At 42.9% G+C, this 22,517-nt stretch carries 19 protein-coding genes; 8 read left to right on the top strand and 11 right to left on the bottom strand.

Annotated features, from left to right (window positions below; all coding sequences use genetic code 11):
• Nucleotides 1-12: 12 nt before the first annotated feature.
• Nucleotides 13-837, top strand: coding sequence for a hypothetical protein (locus R8G66_16395; GenBank protein MDW3193955.1), 825 nt, complete (start codon nucleotides 13-15; stop codon nucleotides 835-837).
• A gap of 757 nt (nucleotides 838-1,594) precedes the next feature.
• Here the strand turns inward: R8G66_16395 and R8G66_16390 are convergent.
• A complete protein-coding gene (locus R8G66_16390; protein MDW3193954.1) occupies nucleotides 1,595-3,106 on the bottom strand; it encodes a M43 family zinc metalloprotease in 1,512 nt (503 codons plus the stop codon).
• 270 nt (nucleotides 3,107-3,376) lie between these two features.
• Here R8G66_16390 and R8G66_16385 point away from each other — a divergent pair, with 270 nt between their 5' ends.
• The 4 genes from R8G66_16385 to R8G66_16370 all read left to right on the top strand — a co-directional run bounded on the left by R8G66_16385 (nucleotide 3,377) and on the right by R8G66_16370 (nucleotide 7,433).
• On the top strand, nucleotides 3,377-3,688 hold the full coding sequence (locus R8G66_16385; protein MDW3193953.1) for a hypothetical protein: 312 nt from the start codon (nucleotides 3,377-3,379) through the stop codon (nucleotides 3,686-3,688).
• Between the two features lie 235 nt (nucleotides 3,689-3,923).
• Nucleotides 3,924-5,906, top strand: coding sequence for an amidohydrolase family protein (locus R8G66_16380; GenBank protein MDW3193952.1), 1,983 nt, complete (start codon nucleotides 3,924-3,926; stop codon nucleotides 5,904-5,906).
• A gap of 15 nt (nucleotides 5,907-5,921) precedes the next feature.
• Nucleotides 5,922-6,728, top strand: a complete 807-nt coding sequence (gene thiD, locus R8G66_16375; protein ID MDW3193951.1) for a bifunctional hydroxymethylpyrimidine kinase/phosphomethylpyrimidine kinase — start codon at nucleotides 5,922-5,924, stop codon at nucleotides 6,726-6,728.
• Between the two features lie 27 nt (nucleotides 6,729-6,755).
• The gene (locus tag R8G66_16370; GenBank protein MDW3193950.1) at nucleotides 6,756-7,433 is read left to right on the top strand and encodes a hypothetical protein; all 678 of its coding nucleotides are present in this window, start codon (nucleotides 6,756-6,758) and stop codon (nucleotides 7,431-7,433) included.
• 49 nt (nucleotides 7,434-7,482) lie between these two features.
• Here R8G66_16370 and R8G66_16365 read toward each other — a convergent pair whose 3' ends face one another.
• Genes R8G66_16365 through R8G66_16350 form a run of 4 tightly spaced genes read right to left on the bottom strand, consistent with a single transcriptional unit; the run spans nucleotide 7,483 to nucleotide 12,530 of the window.
• Nucleotides 7,483-8,223, bottom strand: coding sequence for a LytTR family DNA-binding domain-containing protein (locus tag R8G66_16365; GenBank protein MDW3193949.1), 741 nt, complete (start codon nucleotides 8,221-8,223; stop codon nucleotides 7,483-7,485).
• Entirely contained in the window at nucleotides 8,213-9,259 is a 1,047-nt protein-coding gene (locus R8G66_16360; GenBank protein MDW3193948.1) for a histidine kinase, read from the bottom strand. The genes R8G66_16365 and R8G66_16360 overlap by 11 nt, the downstream gene beginning before the upstream one ends.
• A 3-nt stretch (nucleotides 9,260-9,262) precedes the next feature.
• Entirely contained in the window at nucleotides 9,263-10,096 is an 834-nt protein-coding gene (locus tag R8G66_16355; protein ID MDW3193947.1) for a DUF4249 family protein, read from the bottom strand.
• Between the two features lie 7 nt (nucleotides 10,097-10,103).
• Nucleotides 10,104-12,530 (bottom strand): TonB-dependent receptor, encoded by a 2,427-nt coding sequence (locus tag R8G66_16350; protein ID MDW3193946.1) that lies wholly within the window; start codon nucleotides 12,528-12,530, stop codon nucleotides 10,104-10,106.
• Between the two features lie 227 nt (nucleotides 12,531-12,757).
• Between R8G66_16350 and R8G66_16345 the strand changes: the two genes are divergently transcribed.
• On the top strand, nucleotides 12,758-13,879 hold the full coding sequence (locus R8G66_16345; protein ID MDW3193945.1) for a kelch repeat-containing protein: 1,122 nt from the start codon (nucleotides 12,758-12,760) through the stop codon (nucleotides 13,877-13,879).
• Nucleotides 13,880-13,889: 10 nt separating this feature from the next.
• Here the strand turns inward: R8G66_16345 and R8G66_16340 are convergent, their stop codons facing one another.
• Entirely contained in the window at nucleotides 13,890-15,362 is a 1,473-nt protein-coding gene (locus R8G66_16340; protein ID MDW3193944.1) for a hypothetical protein, read from the bottom strand.
• A gap of 123 nt (nucleotides 15,363-15,485) precedes the next feature.
• On the opposite strand from R8G66_16340, the gene R8G66_16335 reads away from it, so the two are divergent.
• Together R8G66_16335 and R8G66_16330 are read left to right on the top strand one after the other, a co-directional pair.
• Complete coding sequence (locus R8G66_16335; GenBank protein MDW3193943.1) at nucleotides 15,486-16,043, top strand: hypothetical protein; 558 nt, start codon at nucleotides 15,486-15,488, stop codon at nucleotides 16,041-16,043.
• An 81-nt stretch (nucleotides 16,044-16,124) separates the two neighbouring features.
• Complete coding sequence (locus R8G66_16330; GenBank protein ID MDW3193942.1) at nucleotides 16,125-17,882, top strand: tetratricopeptide repeat protein; 1,758 nt, start codon at nucleotides 16,125-16,127, stop codon at nucleotides 17,880-17,882.
• Between the two features lie 85 nt (nucleotides 17,883-17,967).
• Here the strand turns inward: R8G66_16330 and R8G66_16325 are convergent, their stop codons facing one another.
• The 5 genes from R8G66_16325 to R8G66_16305 form a co-directional block, all read right to left on the bottom strand.
• Entirely contained in the window at nucleotides 17,968-18,468 is a 501-nt protein-coding gene (locus R8G66_16325; GenBank protein ID MDW3193941.1) for a hypothetical protein, read from the bottom strand.
• Between the two features lie 270 nt (nucleotides 18,469-18,738).
• Nucleotides 18,739-18,906 carry a hypothetical protein gene (locus R8G66_16320; protein ID MDW3193940.1) on the bottom strand — a complete coding sequence of 56 codons (168 nt, stop codon included), beginning with the start codon at nucleotides 18,904-18,906 and terminating at the stop codon, nucleotides 18,739-18,741.
• Nucleotides 18,907-18,932: 26 nt separating this feature from the next.
• Nucleotides 18,933-19,265: a rhodanese-like domain-containing protein gene (locus R8G66_16315; protein ID MDW3193939.1), complete on the bottom strand. Its 333-nt coding sequence runs from the start codon at nucleotides 19,263-19,265 to the stop codon at nucleotides 18,933-18,935.
• A 100-nt stretch (nucleotides 19,266-19,365) separates the two neighbouring features.
• Nucleotides 19,366-20,574, bottom strand: coding sequence for a succinylglutamate desuccinylase/aspartoacylase family protein (locus R8G66_16310; protein ID MDW3193938.1), 1,209 nt, complete (start codon nucleotides 20,572-20,574; stop codon nucleotides 19,366-19,368).
• On the bottom strand, nucleotides 20,567-22,438 hold the full coding sequence (locus R8G66_16305; protein MDW3193937.1) for a CBS domain-containing protein: 1,872 nt from the start codon (nucleotides 22,436-22,438) through the stop codon (nucleotides 20,567-20,569). The genes R8G66_16310 and R8G66_16305 overlap by 8 nt, the downstream gene beginning before the upstream one ends.
• Nucleotides 22,439-22,517 lie beyond the last annotated feature (79 nt).

Here is a 22,517-nt window from a genome sequence, read left to right as displayed (position 1 = left end):
AAGTTGTTGACTATGAGCTTATATCGCTATTCGAATTTACTAATTGTTTTTATCTTCCTGGTTTCTGGTTGTATTGAAAAGAATGATCCTGTAGAGGAATTTTATAAAAATGGTAGCCTGAAATCAAGGTATATTTTGATTGAAAAAAAGCTTCAAGGGAATTATTTTGAGTTTCATGATAATGGAAATATGAAATCCTCAATTCATTATGAAAATGGTTTGATGGATGGAGAAGCTAAGGAGTACTATAAAAACGGTAAACTAAGATTTACAGGCCAGAACCAAGGTGGGAAAAGAGTAGGATCCTGGACTTACTTTGACGAAGCCGGTAAAGTGATTGCAATAGGAAAATATGAAGATGGTTTTAAAGTAGGTTTTTGGAACTATTTTCAAGAGACTAGCAAGAAAAATTATCGTATAAATTGGTACGTCCGATCTTTTCAGAATTTCAAGATAAACCTTCCGTCAAATTGGAAGGTTATTGAAAATCCAATCGACGGGATTATTGTTTCCGTCATTGATTCTAGCAACGATCGTAACAATTTCAATATCTACAGGGATGAGATTGGTAGTGAATATGCCTTACACGATTTGGTTTATTCTAATTTTAATACAAATGAAATCATAGTTGTGAGGAAAATGGGTTCCACAACAATCAATAGCCTTGAGGCGATTTGGGTTGTTGCAGGAATTAAATCAGAACCCCCACAAGATTTAATTCAATTCAATATCAAGCGAGATACGGAAGTGTATACCAGTAGCTTTTTCTGCAATCCAAACGATTTTGATCTTATGAATCAGCTTTACAGAGAAATTGCACTGAGCTTGACTTTCTGAATATTGGATTGAATTACCCTACGCTTCCCAATGTTCTATTAGGTCAACGGTAAGAGTAGATAAAACCAATTACGAGCACCCATTATTGAGCGTAGATTCCGATCTGCGCTCTTTTTGTTTTATGCAATTGGAGTATTCGAAGATATTTTGAATGGATCATAAGCTGATGCGACGAAGGATGGTGCAGTTTCACAATAAGCTAAAGAAGATGAATCCATAGATAACAACCCCTGGTAAAAAGTAAGATGTTAAGCGAAGAAGAATTGATAACAATTGAACAGAGGTGTAGTAAAACCCAAAATGGGCCGTGGAAGGCATCTATTGAGTGACGAGATCATACGAGTGGTTCAAACATGGTAATGACGGGAGAGGGTTCGAGCCGAGGAGAAGATATCGAAATGCACGGAACGACTATTAAGGATTTTGATTTCATCGCACACACAAAACAAGATATTCCAATGCTCATCGGTGAAATACGAAGACTCAATGATCAACTGGGGAAATAAGTTATGAATTTGTGTCCCAATGATGGAATGAGATTAAAGGAAGAGGGAACGCGTGTTTGTAAACCTCTGGTGATTAAATAGATCCGTAGCAGAGACTAATCATGCTAAAGTGTGTGCCCATCTCGAGAAGTAGACAAGAAGATCAAAACAGGTTTTACGACTTCTATAAAACAAAAAACCGGTACCCCATCGACTACCTTCCTTCAGGTATGTCGATAGTGGTACCGGCTCTGTCGGTTGGGTTTTTTATCCTACTGTTTTTCGTTCAATAGCCGTTTCGTGGTTACTCCATTAGGTGATTCTATGCGTAAGAAGTACAAATTGGATTCCAGTCCGAGATGTTTGAATTCGAATGATTGCTGACCAGCTTCCAGATCTTCGATCATCAGTTCTTGCTGCTGTCCGGTAAGGGCATTGACCAATACAACTCTATACTTCCCAGGGACTTCTGCATTGAAATTCAATCCTACCTGATCATGCTTCACTGGATTAGGAAAAGCGGTTGCATCTATTTCGATTGGGTCCAGTATCGCGCGGGGTATTTCCACGCATTCATTTTCGATCGACACCTGCATTTGTGTAGACCTACTTTGGCAGCTGGATTGTGCCGTTGCTTTAACCGTAAAGGAGCCTCCCGAAGGAACGAATCCGAATGGATTAGCGATGGTCGTTTGTGAGATCCTGATTCTTACAATTCTGTCCTGTGGTAATGCTGGGATGGGTGCATTGGTGGCTTTACCGGAATTGACAAGGTGACAATTGGTAAGTACATAGTTACCATTAACCTTTTTGTAACATTTAGTGATCGTACCAAAAGTTGTTGACCAGTTGAACTGATCGGCTTCTGATATCATAGCACCAGGTAAGTTGTAAAATTCGTGAGTTGTAGTACCGGGAGTGATTTCGAAGCAGTCAGAGCCACTGATTGGAGGTGCTGCCAGAGAACGTAAGGTGGCTGTGACGTATGGCGTTACATTTGGGTTGTTGAGCATCTGATTCCGCATTCTTTCGACTTGTCCTGCAGTGAATTCTTGTCTGCATTCATCTGGAAATTTTGACATCAGGTTGACTCGATTGATACTGGAAGAACTACACATGGAACAATTTCCAGCTGAATTTCCGCAATTCTCACCTGTTTCTTGTGTACGAGGCGTATCACACACCCGGTCGCCCGTAGTTTCGCAATTGCCAATAATGTGACCTTGATGGTAGGTGTGATATAAGCCCAATGCATGCCCCACTTCATGTGGAAATGTGGTGTCATGGACATTAACCCATAGGCCCTGGTAATTTCGGCCAATTACGATGGTATTGCTACCAATGGCATAAGTTATGGGCTGTGTGTTACTTCTGGGTACGATGAAGATGTTTAGTGCATTATGATCAAAATCAGCATGACTCCTTAATGCATTCATGCTTCCAGTATTGGCCAGGTTGTCATCGAAAATGTAGTTAGTCTCTTTTTTTGAAAAGAAGATTTCATGTTCAGAATAGTATGATTGCATGTCTGCAAGTGCATCATTCAGGAAGATCTCGTTATTCCCAGGATCATAAGCTTCCTCAAAGTTAAGGTGAGGAGGGTCGCACTCTCCTCCGCAGATATCCACATCGGTTTCTTCGAAAGCGACAATGTGGAATTTGATGTCTATTGCAAATCGATAGTCACAATTTGATGAACCCGTTGGAATTTGACATTGACTACTTGCAATCGTACTGACATAAATTGCTATACAAATGGCCATTTGTAGGTATTGTTTTTTCATAATTGAAATGATTATTGTGTTTGTGTGATTAGTACCCTATGATGGAAATAGGTAATAGTTTGTTCGTATATTTTTTTAGTTTGCTGGTGATCAATTCACCGTGTCATTTTGAGCTTTTTCTTTTTGCTAGAAAAAAGACGGCAAATCTATGTTACCTCCCGCTAAAGTCAGGGACTAAGTGTCGTTCGGTTTTTTGATAATCCGACAAGTCTGAGTAAGCCGAAATAGGACTGGAAAATGAGAGTAGGCAGTACATAAAATTGAATAAGTATGATTGTTTGGTCAGGAAGAGGTTTCCTTTCAGCCATTGTTTTGATTGTTGTGTTTGTGCTTTTCGTGCAGATCTTACCTTCCGCATATAGTGATTATGCCTTTGTTGTAGCCCTTTTTAGTACCGCAGGATTCAGTTGGTTCATGGGAAAGAAGTGGAACGGTGAGCCAGGAAGAATGGTGATTGATAAAGCCTCAGGGCGAGAAATTGAAATCAAGCCACACCACTCGCTTTTTTGGATCAAAATGGAATACTGGGGAGTAATCTTCGGAATCATAGGGCTGATCATATTGATCCAGCAATTTGTCTAAGTATAGCCCTGGCTGATTAACGAGTATTCGAGCAAAGCAGCAAGGTGTTTCGCCATCGAAGGCATTCGAAAAGCTTGGACATTAACCAGTCAGGGCAATATGCTTGCTCCTTAAGTTCGGGTTGATTTACATCCGGAGTTACAAATAAAGGTCGGGCGTAAGTGTAACTTGCGCTCTTCTTTTTTTGTGCTAAGGGCTATTTGTTCAATTACTACATTTACTAAAAAGTACTGCTATGAGATCAGGTGTCGTATTGTCATTGTTTTTGCTATCCTTTATGGCGTTCGGTCAGGAGAAAGATACCGTCAGGTATTCTTTGCTTTTTGGTGATACAAAGGCGGGCTTCATGAAGAAGTGGAAGAATACCGACGGGAGTTTCACCGAATGGTTTCAATACAATGATCGAGGAAGAGGAGATAGTACGGTCACACGATATCATTTGGACGATACTGGTGAAATAGTCTGGATGGAAGGGCGTGGTGTGGACTACTTCAAAAAGCCAACTTACGAGAAGTTTCGGTTAGAGAATGACACGGCTTATTGGGAAAATACCACCGAAAAAGATTCAGCTTTTACCCCTGAAAAGGGGACTTACATTCCTCTGAGTGTTGGAGCTGGTACTTCGATGAAGGCTTACTTTTTGTCCCCTGATAGTACAATTTCTTTAATTCCTTCGGGTCGATCCAAATTGGAAGTGCTTTATCATCACACACTTGATAATGGAGAGGTAATACGACTTATTTCTACAAGAGGGGCCGGGTTAGCACCTTCATTCATGTGGATCGATGAGGAAGATGAATTTTTTGGGTTTACAGGTTCCTGGATGTCGTTTTTACCGATAGGTCATGAGTCATTGAGGGAGGAACTCGATGAAATCGAAAAGAAGTATTCAAAAGGATATTTTAAGCGAGTATCGGAGCGGGTGACTCAAAACATCGGTCAGGGTCTGGTCATTTCTAATCTCAGAGTATTCGATCCTGCCACTGGTGACTTAACACCCAATACCACTATTGTCATGAATCAAGGACGTATTCTTGAGGTAACTCAAGGAGATTTTACTGTTCCTGAAGGATACCAATCCATGGATGGTCAAGGCAGGTTTGCCATGCCAGGTTTATGGGATATGCATGTGCATTATGGAGATGGGCTACCGGGATTACTTCATTTGGCCAATGGTGTGACCAGTGTTAGAGACATGGGCAATGGTACGGATCTGGTACAGATCAAAGATCAAATTGATGCCGGAGAGCTTCTGGGGCCAAGGATCCAGGCAATGAGTGGGTTCATTGATCGTGCGGGTGAATACGCAGGCCCTACAGGAGAGAAAATTGAATCACTGGAAGAGGGGATAGAGGCCATCAGGATGTATAGCGATCTAGGCTACCAACAGATCAAGTTGTACAGTTCCATCAAACCGGAATGGGTCGAACCATTGGCTGCGGAAGCACATAAATATGGGATGAGGGTCAGTGGTCATATCCCTTCATTTATGCTGGCATCAGAAGCGGTAGAGGCTGGATATGATGAGATCCAGCACATGAACATGTTGCTGTTGAATTTTTTGGGCAAAGAGATCGATACCAGAACACCGGCCCGATTCAATGAAGTGGGCAAGCAGGCCGCATCGATCGACTTTGATAGTCAGGAATTCAAAGACTTCATTGCTTTATTGAAGGCGGAAGATGTGACTATTGATCCCACTGTGACCATTTTTGAAGGGATGTTGACCGGGGAGGCTGGAAAACCAGATCCATCATACGAACGCATCGTCCATCGATTGCCAATCAATACACAGCGAGGATTCAAGACAGGCTCTGCGCTGGATATACCAGCAGGTATGGAAGACACCTATAGAGCTTCTTATGAGAAAATGCTGAAACTCATCCGTATACTCCATCAAAATGGTATTACCATGGTTGCCGGAACAGATGCGTTTGCCGGATTTACCTTACATCGGGAATTGGAAAACTACGTGAAGGCAGGGATCCCGAGTGCTGAGGTATTGAAGATAGCCACGCTAACTGCAGCAACAATCGCGAACAAATCAGAAGATTATGGCACATTAGAAAAAGGAAAAGTGTCTGACCTGATATTAATTGAGGGTAATCCACTAGAGAATATTCAGGATTTAACTCGTATATCGCTGGTGATCAAAGGTGATCTGATGTACGAAACCCGTGAGTTGCTAGAGGCTGTATCCATTGCTTATTTTCAATAGTTAATGGATACTGATATGAATAAAGCTTATCCCGCCGTGTTGACCATTGCCGGAAGCGATTCCGGAGGCGGTGCTGGTATTCAGGCGGACATCAAAAGTATCAGTGCTTGTGGTGCTTATGCAGCTTCAGTCATCACGGCTACGACTGCCCAAAATACTCAGGGTGTGACGGATATACATGCGATTCCTATCCCTCATCTCGAAATGCAACTGAATGCGGTATTGAGCGATATCGCTTTTTGCGCTATCAAAATCGGTATGCTGCATTCATGTGAAGTGATCCAAACGGTTGATGAAAAACTAAAGGAATATGGCGGTGGTAATATTGTCCTCGATCCGGTGATGGTCGCCACTTCGGGGGACAACCTGATCGATGAAGCTGCCATTGATTGTTTGAAAGCCTTTCTTCCGAAAGCGACGCTGATCACACCGAATTTACCCGAAGCTGAGATCCTGATCGGGCGGCCTATTGAACCTCATGAAGCGGCAACTGTTGCCAGAGAGCTTGGACAAGCTTTCCAAACTTCTGTTTTACTGAAAGGCGGTCACTTAGAAATTTCAGGTGACAAGATGCTGGACCATCTCTACCATTTCGCGACGGATGATATTCATGTAATAGAAAGTCCGAGGATAAATACAAATAACACCCACGGAACTGGTTGTAGTTTGTCATCAAGTATTGCTGCGTATTTGAGTCTTGGAGACGGATTGGTGGCAGCAGTTGGAAAGGGCATTCGATACGTCAATCAAGCCATTGCATCAGGGAAGGATAAGGTGCTCGGAAAAGGTCATGGTCCCATCAATCATTTTGGGATACCGTAAATTAGGGCTGGTTTTAGCTACGCAATGATGGATAAGTCGCTTGAAGCAATAGTACAGTCAACAGAATCATGGCTGGCCAATCCTGTTCAGAAAGATATTGAAGGAGCCTTACAAACTTCCAGGGAATTGGTGGTTGATCTTGTTGCGTTGATCAAAGAAGAAAATGCTCCCAAGCAACAAATAGGTCCATTGCTTGCGAAGGTCAAAGGGACGAAAAAGGCCATTGAAAACCTGGAAATGATGAACTGGGTGGAATTAGGAGGTGGCCACCTGGCTATCGGGCACCGGCCCAGTACAAAAATGGGCATTGATCTAAAACTTCAAAATGCAACCCACATCCTGACCCTACTTTCTGAAGGTGAGCAAGCAAAAACTATCCGGTCGATTGCTATCAAAAACAGCCTGGGCTGGCTGTGGTTTCCAATGGAATCCGCACAGCCTCCTGTCGAAGGACGATATCAGGAATTGGCGGAGTTATTCAAAAGTATGCAGGCAATCCTAGATGAAGGAGGTAAAATCTATTTGCATTGTTCAGCCGGCATCCATAGAACGGGCATGATCGGATTTGCTTTTCTCCGATTTCTGGGAAAGGATGCATCACAATCTATGGAGATGCTGAAAGCTTTAAGGGTAAAAACCAGTGAGGAGGTAGGGGACGAAAGGGTCGCCTGGGGCAACGATTATGCAAAACTATTCAAGAACTAAGGCAAGTTTTTCGATGAAGGATGCTGGGGTGCTTAGGTCTTGATACCTACTAGATGTTCATCCAGGCTTTGAGTAGTTGAGCTCGTCTACGGCTTACCACGATGCCTGAGAGGGATTTCGGGAAGAGGTTTATGAGCAAGCGACCATTAAAATAACGTTCGATGTGGCGTATGCTATTTCGATGAATCAGGTATTGTCGATTGGCGCGAAAAAAGAGTTTTGGATCTAATTGCTCCGACAATTCTTCGAGTGTCTCTTCCATCAAGAACATTTGGTCCTTTTTGGTAAACGCTTTCACCACCCCATGAGTTACCGTGAAATATTGAATGTCATCCACGTGTATCGGGACCAGTCGATCTCCTTGAGATAGCAGAAAGTTACTTCTGTAAATTACCTCCTTGATAGTTGGGAATTGCTCCTTAAATGAAGGTGTTGTGCCTAGTGCTCGGAGCCTCTCAAATTTTGAAAGAGATTGTTCCAGCTTTTCAGGTTTCAGCGGTTTAAGAAGATAATCGAGGCTGTTATGTTCAAAGGCTTTTATGGCATATTGATTATACCCTGTAGTAAAAATAATTGGGGTTTCTGTGCGTTCCTGTTTGAAAATTTCAAAGGATAAACCATCTGCCAGGTAGATGTCCGAAAAAATCAAATCCACTACCTGATTGTTGCGTAGGGTGTGTATTCCAGAAGCAATGGAATGAGCAGTAGCGACTACTTTATATTCCTTTGCAATCTCCTGAATCATGGTTTCTAGTTGTTCAGCAAGGAGTTCTTCATCTTCAATGATCATTACGTTCATGGTCTATCAGGGGTAGGTTCACAATGAAGCTATTCTCTAGCTTTCGAATGACTATTTCCTGCTTAGACAAATGAATGTAGCGTTGGTTTAAATTGAATAGACCTATTTCTGACGATTTTTCTACTGGTCTTGGGCGCAAACTGTTTTCAATGACCAGAAAACCATCCTGATCAAATATTTTTATGTGCAGTGGATTAGATTGATCGAACTGATTGTGCTTTACGGCATTTTCCAACAGTAACTGTATTGAGAAAGAAGGTAAGTTTTGTCGCTTTGCAATATCGGCCACAGATACTTCGAAAGTGATACTGTCAGGAAATCTGGTTTTGAATAACTTGATATACACATGGGCAAAGTTTAATTCCGATGCTAGCAAAACGAGATCTTCCTTTCCATTTTCCAGTGCATAACGAAAGACATCAGACATTTCCCGGATAAAGGATTTCGCCTCTTCAGGATTCTTATCAATCAATCCGGTAACCGCATACAGAGAGTTGAAAAAGAAATGAGGGTTGATCTGTGCTTTCAATGCCTCATATTTAGATTTTTCATTTTCCGCTTTTAGTTGTGAATTGGCAAGAGAAATTTGATGATTACGGTCAATCAGTCGGTAAATCCAACTGATCACCAGAATCCCTGCGACTAGCATCGCATTACCGATGATGCTTCTTATCAAAGACCTGGGACCTATAGGTAAATCAGCTTCAAATGCGTGAAGCAGGCTGTCCATCAACATATGTAGTACCAGAAAAGCGAATAGGTTTAGGACGATCCTAACTCCAGTACTTTCTAAGTTTATGGTCCACTGACCAATTTTGAGAAAACCATTCAATAGGTTGAGCCACAGGAAGACGTAGGTCAAAATGAATGGGAACACCATCCTTAGGACATAAGTTGAAAAACTGAAGTCCATCCACCAGCCATCCATTCGTTGCATAATGCCAATTCGGGCACCGCCTACCAGGCTCATCATCGCCACGGATATGCATACAACTATTAAATGTTTATTCGCTGGTTGTTTCATCATGCTTTAATCCGGTCTTTGTAAAATCTCGAAGTTTACTGTATCACTTGAAAAGGCAGAGAAGACCCCTACACCATTAGTAATGTTACTAAAAGGCTCATTCAAGTCCCTCGAATCTTGTTCGAGACTTTCATAAAGCAGCGCATACTCGGGATTTACTCGAAATAAAATCAGCTGATGTGATCCAAACTGAGTAAAATGAGCGAAAGCCGATAAATTGAAAAAGTCGTCCTGTGTAGGCTCGGAAGTAAAATTGAAGTTGAAGGGAATCAATTCATTCGGATCCAGAGGCAAAGGATTTTCTTCAACATTCCGTATTAAAATATAATGATACGCACCTCCAAGGTTTTCCCATTCGACGAGGAGTTGATTGTCCCCTGATTGAAAGAAGCGGATCAAATCCCTACGTTCTTCAATGGCTGGTACTTCCAGTGTGTCCGTTACCATGGTCAAGCCTATCGGGGGTGATGGAACAGTGGTTTCACCTGTAACTTGTACCGAACCAAAATCCACTGAAAATTCATAGGTTTCGCCTATTTCAATGATCAGATCTGTCCCAGAATAGAAATAGTGCCCAGGATTCCCTTCACTTTCTGTGAGTTCAAAAGCATTTTCATTCCTAAGGATTTGTGGTTGCAACCCTGTTAGAAATACTTCAGTTCCTTCCGTGGCTCCGAAAGGCTGAACTTCCTTTATTATGATGTTTTGAACGGGTTGATTGGCGTATATGAATGCCTCTATAACCGGAACAGTTTCATTCTCCCCGAATTCAGGTACATCTTCGCAAGACTGTAGTAAGGAGATAGGCAGCGCTAAAATGAATATCAATTTTTTCATCATACTTCATTTAAAATTTGATGCTCAGATTAAGATTAGGAGTAAGTCCAATCAAATTGACGCCCGTTTCAATGACCTCTTCTTCTTCGATCAAGAATTCCTTGTACCAGATATTGGTACGGTCGTAAAAATTGAATAGGGAAAGACCAATATTCCCTTCTCCCTGGCCTAGACGTATCTTATAATTTACGGACAGGTCTAATCGATGATAATCTGGTAATCGGAAAGCATTTTTTGCTCCGACGCTGATGAATTCATAGTCCGTTCCGTCCAATGTTGTAATTTGATATTCCCCATAAGGAGCGGTATATGGTTTACCTGTTCCATACACCCAGGTGGCACCAAAAATCCACTTTCCCAATTCGTAGGTGGACACCACATTAATTTCATGTCGGGAATCGTGCAAGGCGTAAAATGGATTGTCGCTGATTCCATCAATGTCATGCACAACCTCGCTTAACGTATAACTAACCCAGCCCTTTAGGTTGCCGTCTTTTTTTTGAAGTAATACTTCCAGGCCTCTGGCGACCCCAGTTCCTTCAAAGAAGAATTGACCTTCATTATTGGGATTCGCAGTAAACCGGAGACTGAATTCCGAGATTCCTTCCAATGTCTTGTCAAAGAACTCAATGTTCAACAGCCAATTAGGAATCTCATAGGCGATTCCCCCTATTAGGTGACGAGAAAAACTAATAGGACTTTGATTGTCATCCGCCAGTAACCAGAAATCACGGCTTCCTTGTGTGACATCTTCCCGGACTATTCGATTGACGAACTGATAGTAATGTCCCCATGCTCCACTTAGCCTCACCCGATCATTCAGTTCATAAGAAGCAGAGAGCCTGGGTTCAAAAAAGGTTGATTCGGTGACGTCAAAATAGGATCCACGGAGGCCGCCGGTTATTGTTAAATCTTTTTGCGGTTTCCAGCTATCCTGAAGATAAAGGGTGAACAGCGTACCGTCGTTTCTATTGTCAATTAACTGGATTGTGTCATTCAGGTTGTACTGATAGGAGATGTCATTATAGGTGATTTGAGTTCCGAAATTCAACGTGTGCGATTGGTTAAGAATGTACTCATTACCAATTGCCAGAGAATAATCCCTCAAATCATTACTTTCTACGGTTCCAAAACTTCTTAAGATTGTAGTGTCGGATCTTCCGATTTCGATGGAAGTCAGTCGGTTCCTGTCACTGAAATAGTTGGAGTATCCAATGTTCACATGACTATAGTATCGGTCATTCCATTGCCGGGCCCACCGAATACTGGATCCTATATTACCCCATTTCAGTACATCATCTATGTCACTTGCGATGTTAATTGTATCTCCGTTGTTTCGTTCAAAACTATTACTGGTAGTTCGAGAATTATCCAGGTCATCCACGCCATTATAAACAGACAGAGAAACTACATCCTTGTCTGAAGGTCGAAAGGTTAGTTTCGAATTGAGGTCATAGAAGAAAAACGAGGGTTCTGTGACTTCTTGTTGTGTTTGTCTATTTCCTTGTCTTCTTTGGATTCCCTGATTTTGATTTTGGGGTACGGTTGTCTGAGCATTAGCATCATTGTATAAATCGAAGATGTTATTGTAGACACTACTTTTGATAATGTCTGTATATGATCTTCGTCCGGCTACAAAAAAGTTAAGCTTCCTGCCAAGAGGGATTTCTAAGTATGCATTAGCCGAAATGGCTCCGATTCCTAATCCACCCGCTAGTCTGGTTTGATTACCAGATTTGCCAGTCAATTCCATTACGCTGGAGAGCCGCCCTCCATATTTTGATTCAAACCCCCCTTTATACAATTGGACATCTTTAATAGCATTTGGATTAAATGCACTGAAGAAGCCATAGAAGTGATCAACATGATAGACCGTGAAGCCATCCAGTAAGATAAGATTTTGGTCGGGCGTTCCACCACGTACATATAAGCCAGAAGATGCTTCATTCGTCCCACTGACACCAGGGAGCAATTGCAGTGCCCTAAAAATGTCTTGTTCCCCCATGCTGGGTATGGCAGCCAGTGCTTTGGGAGATAGACTAACACGACTCAATTGTCCGGAGGCCTTGATCATTTGTCGGTCCAGATTTGATCCGGTAACAACGACTTCATTCAGCATTTGACTGGAGACCTTCATCTGGATCACCGGTCGATCTAGCTTTAGGAACTCACTGATCGGGAATGTCAGCGTCTCATACCCCATGTATTGGATCTGTAAGGAACAAGTGTCTGAAGGAATCGATACGAATGAAAAGTACCCATCCATGTTACTTGTGGTCCCAAGCGATGTTCCTTCTATTGAAACTGTCGCATAAGGTAATGGTTCTCTAGAGGAAACATCGATGATCAATCCACTGAGAGATTGGATAACCTGACTTCTTCCAGAGAAGCAAACTGTGATCAACAAAAACGCGAAATAAACTCTTAATCTCAGCATGAATCTCTATCAATTACAGAGACAAGAGTCATACCTTCAGGGAAGAAACAAAAGAACAATCGGGCTCAAACTACATCAGACCAGGGTGAACTGACGAGAAAACCACTTGAAGTAAAAACTAAAATGAATAATAGTTACCCGATTTGCTTTCATTAGAAAGGTCCTTCAATTTCATTATCTTCATATTGATGAAAGGCCTGATAAAGATAGGAATCCTTCTGGGGTGTATGCTTTTAATAGCAGCCTGTAATGATGAGCCAATCAGAGTACTGGTGATCACTTCCTTTTCGCCGGAAAGTGAAGGAGTGGGGAATTTGGTCTCGATTGAAGGTTGTGGTTTTGGTGTGGAAACAGGTGCGATGAATGTTGATTTTAATGGCACCTTGGCAGAGATTATTTCCCTGAATGACTCTTTGCTGATGGTGGAGATTCCATCCGGAGCAACTACTGGACCTATTTCCATTCAGGTAAGTGATCAAATGATCCGAAGTGACCAGGATTTCACCGTTCTTGAGGGCACCTGGACTCAAAAACAGGGCATTCCCGCAGAAGTTGGTTTTGGTGCATCGGTCGGCTTTGCTTTTGGCGGATATGGATATGTAGGTGCCGGTGGGGATAATGGTCGTATTCTGGATGATTTCTGGAAGTATGATCCGAGTAGTGATTCGTGGACTGATTTACCTACAATACCCAATGGCGCCAGGCGATTCAGTTCGGGCTTTGTGATTGGCAATCAGGTATATGTTGTCTTAGGCGTAAAGGATAATGAAACGGAGATCACAAGAGAATTTTATGCTTTCGGTCTACTAACAAATACATGGAATAGGTTTAATGATTTTCCGGGTACTTTGCCTGATTTTAGGGACACTTATCCAGCTTTCATGATCGGAAATGAGGGTTACTTGTTGCTGGGGGAGGAAATATGGCATTATGATCCTGGTAAAGATGAATGGATCCTTGTAGATACTTATCCGGGGGCAGGAACTTCCAGCCACGTTACAGAAGTAATCGATAAACTGGCTTATATCGGGCTTGGCTTCAACGATGCTTTTGACTGGTGGAGCTATGATCCTGAAACCAAGGAATGGAAGGAGTTGGCCATATTTCCAGGAGATTTGACATGGGGGCTACAGAGTTTTCAATTGCGAGGTAAGATCTATGTAGTGGGAAAAACATGCTGGGAATATGATCCGATCACCAACCAATGGATTCAGAGGAATTCCCATCCGGATGGTCGAAGATTTGCAACTGCCTTCAGTATAGGAGAAAAGGGATATTTTGGTACGGGCATTTCTGAATCAGGGATGTCCCAATTTCAAAAGGATTTTTGGGATTTTTCTTTAGAATGACCGGGCCATTTTAGCTTCCTAAAGGCTTGTCCTTAAAACTTCCCAGCCATAACATCAACGCACTGGCAGCTATCCCGAAAGTTGGTGATAAAAAGATCATGTTATCATCTCCAATGATTTTGCCCACGATGGCCATGCCCCAACCGACAATGAATCCTAGTACTACTCCTATGGAAGCACGCTTGGAATATTGATGCAGCCGCTCACTCGGTAGGTAAAGTGATAGTAAAATGGGAGGGAAGAGCGCCAATGCCCCTCCATAAATGGCAAAAACAAGGTCGGAGATAGAGAAGCCAATCAGTTTTAGTCCCTCAACCAGCGCAACAGCAATGATTGTTGCAATGATGATGGTGATTCGAGCAGTGCGAAATTCTCCTTTAGCTGTGATCTTCTTTGCAACTTCTTCGGACCTGAAGTTGGCGATCACATCTTCATAAAAGGTATGCACGGTCGCTATCAATAGTGTGGAGGCAGTGGAGAGCATCGCTGCATAAAGCCCGACGGTGATGATGAAAAGTAAGATTAAACCAAAAGTAGAGCTAGAGAATACCTGTAAGAACTGATACAAATAAGTGGTGTTGTCTTCTGGATTGACGAACGCCATGCCCAAGACCGAAACGACAGCCAAAAACCCCCAGGCCATGGCAATCATCCAGGTGCTTCTTTTCAGTCCATTGTTCACCACCCCCTGATCTGAAGAGGCGCCAATGCGCTGCCAGATGCTCATGTTGCTAATGTGAGTAGGGATATTCATGATTGCGATCCCAACCAAAAACCAGATCAACCCATCTCTATTGGAAAAATCAAGCGCGGTGGTAGGGATTGCGCTAAGTTGTCCAAGATCTGCAGTGAAGATCCCGTAGCCGATGAAGACAAAAAAGGCGATGATTAGGGCCCAAATTGCATTCATCATGATGTTGTCTGTTTTGATTACGGCGCGGTACCCTCCCAGGAAAGTATATACTACAGAAACTAATGACAAAGTAAGTACGGTGATCCATTCTGGAATTGAGGGGACCAGAAAAGCCAGAAAACGGGATCCAACTAACAGCTCTGTTGCGAAGATGAGCAGGAATCCGACACTGCTACAGATTGCCCCTACAACTTTGACAATTCCTGAGGCATATTCGGAACCCAGGTATTCATGTAAGGAAGGTCGGTGATCGTAAGCTGCAAGTTTTTTGAGGATCAAAGGGCTGACTTTGGACAGCCAAAACATACCGATAGCAGTAGTGAGTACGGTCCACAAGAGCCACATCCCGAAATAACCCGCTAATTGGAAATAGGAGATAACGATAGTTGCCAGACTCACGGTGGTAGCTACCGTTGAAGCTGAGAATTCGGTACTATTCCGTACGTGGCTTTTGCCCAAAGTGATGGGGATAAAGTCGGAAAGGCTCTTGTTTTTGGAGGAAGTGGTAAAGCCGATACCAAGGAAAATCACCGATGATACGATGATAGAAGTAAGGATGACAATTTCCATGTCTCACACAGGTCTGGTTGCAAAGAGAATGGAAGATAAGATCAATTATCGATTCAAAAAAAAATGAATAAAAAGAGCGTATCTTGTGAATAGGCCCAAAAAACTCAAGTCGTGTTAATTTTCATGAAAGATCATCTGTCGGAGGTAATGTTCATCGTGATTTTATTAATCCTGATTCCTGACCGACTAATTGCTCAAAATCCCCCACCTGAAACCTTGCATTTTGATAGGATGGCGCAATACCTGACTAAAGGTACCGGTAAATGGAAGGCAGATAACCCTAATTATCAACCCAATAATCCGAGATCAGCCAAGGCCTTTGGCTTATGTTTTGAGCGTCCGATGAGGAATTACATGAGTCTGACCATTGTCAGTTATCAGAAGGATACTGTTTTGATCAATTCTGAGGGATTCTTTTCATGGCATCCAGGTAAACAGCAATATGTTCACGTCAATGGAAATCGTGGAAGCGGTTTTGCGGAAGGGATCACTACTTTTCCGAACGATTCTACTTTCATTTCGACCATGACCATCTTCAGAAGAAACGGAAGTTCATACGATCATAAAGATGAGAATTTCATCGTCAATGAGGACGTTCATCGGAATACTTCCTACAAGAAGGTTGCCGGAGATTGGGTCGCTGAAGGCGAATGGGTATGGTCAAGGGTGCCGGAGAATTGATCGAAGGATCAATAATGAATTAGGTCAAGTATTTAGTTCCAGGAATTTATTATTCTTACCGAAAGATCACAACCCGACCTCATGGACAACAATATTCAGGAAATTTTCCAGGTGGCCCATACGCACCATCAGAACAATCAATTGCCAGAAGCTGAAACTGGGTACCTGGAGGTTTTGCAACTACACGCAGATCATGTGGAGTCGCAGCTGAACCTTGCAAATATCTATTTGCTGACCAATCGCCCGAATGAAGCCCTTAATTTGCTCAAGCCTCTATCCGAACAGCTACCAGAAATAGCCTTGGTTTGGAGTAATCTTGGAGTAGCTCAGAAGTTCTTGATGAATTATGAACAGTCATTGATCGCGTATGAAAAAGCAACCACTTTGAATCCGGATTCGCCGGAAATCAAACACGACCTGAGCATGGTATTGCAATTGCTCAACCGAAATGATGAAGCGATTCAGGTGTTGCAATCACTGACGGCCACCCATCCGCAATATCTCCCTGCGCGTTTTTTTCATGTGCAGTTACTCAATTCACTATTTCATTTTGATCACGCAGAGAAGGAATTGCTTGCCATTTTGGATGATGTGCCCAGGCAACTGGATGCCTTGGTGGAACTTGGGAAACTTTATAATAGGACTGGCGCACTCCAACAGGCCACGACTTATTTCAAACAAGCCATTGATCAGAATCCTAATCACGTAGATGCTCAGATGGGGTATGGTAACCTTTTGTGTCATTTGGGAGATTTTCAGGGAGGTGCACAGCATTTACTTCATGCCACACAGCTAACTCCACAGGATTGGACGGTCCATTTTCATTTAGGCAACGCACTCTTGAAAGGTGCAAGGTTTGAAGATGCCCTAGCCCCCTTAAAAAGAGCGCTTGAGTTATCTCCGGGCAATGAATCGGTGCGAGAGGCGCTAGGTTGGATCTATAAACGATTTGTTCCGCAATGGCACATGAGTATGGTGGCTGATTCTGTCCGTAATCAAGCTTATGAACAAGCCCTGGACAAAGTGGTCAATCCTGAAAGCATCGTGTTCGATATTGGGGCTGGTTCGGGTTTGTTGTCCATGATGGCTGCCCGACAGGGTGCCCGACGAGTCTATACTTGCGAGATGTCAAAAGTGATGTCAAACATGGCGGAAGAGATCATTACTAAAAATGGATACGAAGACCAGATTACTTTATATCCATTGAAATCAACCTCGCTTACGCCAGATCAATTTGAGGGAAAACCCAATGTTCTGGTTTCTGAGATCCTGGATGCGGGGTTGATTGGTGAGCATGCGATTCCGACGCTAAGGCATGCACTGACTGAATTGTGTGATGAAGCCTGTACGATCATTCCCGCCCGGGCAAAGATCATCGGAAAGCTGGTCAGTATCCCAGCGATGCGAGCTGTGAACCCTGTCCAGGAAATTGAAGGATTTGATTTTACACCTTTTGATCAGTTTCGAGTTCCCAAAGAATATTTGGTAGATGACCTCACCAAATATGAACATCAATCACTTACCCAGTCGACCGACCTGATGGCTTATGATTTTTATGACATGGGTGATCCTATTCCTGAGCATCAATGGCGTGAAAAGTATTTTGATATGGACATTGAGGAATCGGGTTTGTTGGATGCGTGCGTATTTTGGTTTAAGCTTTGGTTGGATGATGAAATAACGATTACTACAGACCCTGATGCAGTCGTAAAACATCATTGTTGGAACCAGGCCTTATACTTTTTTGAAAATAAGATCGAAGTGAAGAGGGGTCAGAAAGTGCGAATGAAGATGATCTACAATGATATCAAGATACGATTTGAGGTGATGGCGTATTGACATGAGAATGAATCACTTTAGAGATTGTCAGAAAAGGCCTCTATTTCCCAGAGTGATGAAGTTATTGAGCGCTTCTGATTGATCATCAAGTGCCCTTTGGTAGGGCCAAATTTACTTGAAATTTAGATAGCAAAACGATGCTGACTTTTTTAGGAAGTTCAGGAAGTTGCTGGAATAATTGACTGTTTCCTTCTGTAGATAATGCGGTGGTGTCGGAACGTTGGATATTTCGAAGAGAATCTTGGTCATCTACTGAAAGTGTATCGCTCTGATGTTTAGCAGGAGCAATCATTTTAATGGGTTGTTTCATGATGGATTTAAGCTCATATTTTGAGGCAACAGTAAATGAAGCAATAATTAGAATAAAAGTGATTATAGTAGGCATGGTGAGCTGTTTTAAGTTTGGTTTTTTCATGGTTTCAATTAGGTGATTGCTACATATAGCAGCAATGCTCTTATTATTAGCACGCAATAAAATGAAAATGGTTGTTGTTTTGCTAATATTTATTTCATCTGCTAAAAAATGTAGAATAAGCAATGGATGCCTGCTATTGATTGTGTCCGGATTCACGCCGATAACCTGCATGTTTTGTTGAAGGTGAAAATGCTCTTAAGCTAAGGCTGAAATTTCTAAGCAAAGAAGTCATTCCATGGATGGAATCTTTGAAAATCAGAAAAACAATACATCCATTTAAGCAAAGACTCCTTTGGTCGTACGCTGAAGCGGAGTGAACTTAGCTTAAAAGCATTGATAGGGTGCAGAGGGGTTTTGAGAACTAAACTGAAAGCTATAAAACGCCTGGCTTGTAAAAGGAAGTTATTCTTGAATTGAATGATAACGATCAATTTCCATTCTTCATTTCTGCTTCTCCTCCAGTGCTTTCAATCGCCGTTCGATCTCCATGAGTTTGTGAATGATGATGATGTGGGTCTTCTTCGCATCGATTCCGACTACACTCTCTTCACTACTAATCATTTTTTCGATGGCTTCATATTCAGCGCTGGGTATTTCGTGATTTTCCATGTTGCGTTTTTGCTTAAACTTAGTGTTTACTGTCCAGCATTCCACTCAATGATCCCACCTTTGAAATTATACAGTGACTGAAAGCCCATGCCCGACATGATGCGGCATGCTTTAGCACTGCGCATGCCGCTTCGGCAATAGATGAGGTAGGTTTTTGATTGATCAAGTTTGGCAACTTTTTCTCTGAAGTCACTTTCGGAAATATTGATGGCCAAGTGGCCTGGAACTGCACCGGAGGCAATTTCTTTTGGATTCCGTACATCAATGACAATAGTATCCTTTTGTTGACGCATTGCATTAAATGCTTCGAGTCCTATGTTTTGGTAGGTGTCTTTTTTACGCTTGAATAAACCGAACATGCTTAAGAATGATTACCGAGCATAGTTAATCAAAATGAACAGTTTGCAGCGCAACAATTGTTACTTCCGATATTGAATTCTAATTTCCGGAAACAGGGTTTTATGATCCGGCGTACCAAAGCGCTTCCCGGTAATCTCTGTTTTTCGATTGAAATTCCCGGCTTTTGATCGTCAGATGGTGTTCATCAATGTGTCTGCTGCGATAGCCCAACAGGTGTAAAATTGGCTTTGCCATGATGCGCGCAATTCGAAGGTTCAGGACAAATTCACCGGGGTAGGTTGATGCTTGCTGTACACCTGGTAGATAAGTAACCAACCGGTCCATTTTAAATTTTCTAAGGATTTTTGAAAGCCATAGAAAAATGTCAGGGATCTTTCTGATCAGGAAATAACCATCATTTCCCTGTGCCTGATACAATGGCATGAACATGGTGCTGCTGATTTCTGCATGGATAGGATTTCCATTGCTATGAGCCAGTAAGGTACCCGCTGGAATGTGTTGAAAATTGCTGAACCCCTTTTCCATCACAAACTTTTCCTGATGTGCCACTTCATACCTTTTACGAATCTCAAAAAAGGAGTGATGTTTGCCAAAAACACGCAACCAGCTATCCATGTATTGGTCAAAGGCTACATCCTGCTTATTGATCAGTTGTGAAAATACCAGCGACAGATAAATGAAAATCCGATGATTGTCGATGGAGCTTAGTTCATCATGTTGTCCCGCTTCAAACCCAAAGGAAACATATCCCAACTCGTTGAGATAACTCAGGATGGGACCTTCCAGATGTTCTTCGATTCCCAAAATCAATGGGATAGGGAATTGCTTGGCAAATTTGCGGTTCAGCAAACTGTCATTGACGGGTATGAAAGGAATGGTTTCTCCAGAGGTGGTATGAAGATCGAAAAAGTAAAACGGACCTTTTTGTTCTTGAAAAAGCTGATCAAGTACCCGATAGATCTCCAGCTGCTCACGCTCATCTTCATTTTCGGGTTGAAAGGTTCCGGCTTCTATTTGCGCCATTTGCTTCAGTGTCCAGATGCGATTCAGGTCCACCTGATGATACCTTTCTCCCCGCTCGAGCGCCCATAAGTTGCCGGAAATACCAATGATTGTTCCTTGTACCGGGGTGTTGTTTTCACGTATTTCCTGTAAAGCCTGGTGTAAGGCGAATACACCAGAGGGTTCATTCCCGTGAATGCCAGCAAAGAATACGACACATGGGTCGTTTTTAGGTCCGTCGATCCGACCAATGATGCGGTCAATATCCAGATGTTGGTCTAAGGCTTTGCTGTAAACTTTAGGCATCCGCAAATTTCAGCACATCCTTGACAGTAATGATACCAACAAGGTGATTTTCTTCAACAACTGGCAGACATCCGATGTTTTTAGCGCGCATCAGGTTGATAGCTTCCTTGATCGGGGTAGAGGATTCGACTGAAATGACTTCTTTAATCATGATTTCTCCAGCGCTGATGACGTGATCTGCATCCATGATCTCATCCAGGTATTTGAATAAGTGTTGCCAGGTGATCAGTCCAACCAGTCTTTCGTCTTGGTCAACAACCGGCAGGTGGTGGACATTGTTCCACTTCATGTAGCGCAGCGTCATTTCGCCACTGTCGCCTGCATCGGCTGTGACCAGTGTGGTTTTCATGATGTGGCCTACCTTATTGGCTGCAGAATTGAATGTCGTCAGGTCCTGTTCTGTGGGCCATTCATTGATGGACTCATAAGACTGCTGGTTACGATGGAGCGATTCTGTCAGCGCAATAAGCGCATCATCGGTTTTGAGGCTCTTTTTGAATCTTCGATAATTCGAGACCATCCATTGAGAACCCGTATGTCCGTTCATCCGCTTTTCGATTACTTCCAGCGATTGATTGATGTCCGCTTCATCAATGTTCATTTTTTGGAGACCGGTCCTCGCGATGGGAAGTAGTTCCTCGCTGATAAGATCGGCTAATGGGATGCGTTTGCCTTTCCAGCTCATGACAGTTTCGGTACCATTGCGACAAGCTCGCAGGAAATTGGCTTTGGCATCCTGGAAATCCATGGTTTTTGGAAGGTCGTCAAATTCCGCAGGCCGTCCTACCATCAGGCCGACCCAGAATGCGAGGTTGGCCATTTCATCTTTCACGGAAGGGCCTGCAGGAATGTATCGGTTTTCAATCCGGATATGAGGTTTACCACCGCCTACGCCGTAACAAGGTCTGTTCCAGCGGTAAATAGTGCCATTGTGCAAGCTCAATGCCTGAAGTTTAGGGATTTGTCCTCCTTTCAGTGTTTCAAGAGAATTTTGTTCAATCTCACGAGTAAGTAAGGCTTTGTATTTCGAGACTTCATGTTTGAAATAATCCACCACATCGCCATGCACCCAATTGCTGCCGAAGGTGACCCGGGCTTGTTTGTCCAGATGGGCCCGTGCGATTACGCGGGTGTCCAGGGTTTGCTGAAATAGCGCAATCCGGGTTTCGCACCAAAGTTCTTTTCCTAATAGTAAGGGTGAATTCACACAGGCGGCCAAAACAGGTCCGGCGATGGCTTGTGACCAATTGTAACTCTGCACAAAGTCATCAGGACGGATTTGCAAGTGCATTTGAAAGCTGGTATTGCAAGCCTCAAACATCACCGAATTGTGATTGATCGAGAATTCATCCACACCACTGAAATGCATGCGGAAATCACCCCCGCGCGCCTTTTTGAACAGGTCATTCAAGGCATAATACCGGTCTAGAGGAGTCATGAAGTCCAACTCCATCTCATGCATAGAAATACTGGGGAGGATTCCTGTAAGAACAATCTTGCTACCATGCTTATCGGCAGCTTCATTGGCCTTCTGCATCAATTGATTCAATTGGCCTTCCATCTGACTGAAAGCCGAGCCTTTCAAGTCAACAGGATTCAGGTTGATCTCTAAATTGAAGCGCGCTAACTCTGTAGTGAAATGAGGATCATTCAACTCTTGCAGCACTTCCATGGCATTTGTAGCCGGTCGCCATTGTTCATTGACGAGGCAAAACTCTTGCTCTGCGCCTATCCGGATAGCATCATCTTCGATCATGCCTTCCTTGTGCATGCGCTCAAGTGCTTTCAGGTCGTTGAGCAGGTGTTGTAAAAATTGGAGTCGTTCTTCCCCGCTGGTATTTACATGGATATTCAGTTCACCCATACCGATAGTTTTGATCTAATCGGTCGAGAATTTAGTGATTCCCGTGTGAGCACGCAAACCAAAAAGCAAGATCATGGCT

The sequence above is a fragment of the Cytophagales bacterium genome, assembly GCA_033344775.1.
Classification (GTDB): domain Bacteria; phylum Bacteroidota; class Bacteroidia; order Cytophagales; family Cyclobacteriaceae; genus JAWPMT01.
Note: the sequence above shows the minus strand (reverse complement) of the source record. Positions and strands in the feature narration are given on the sequence as shown.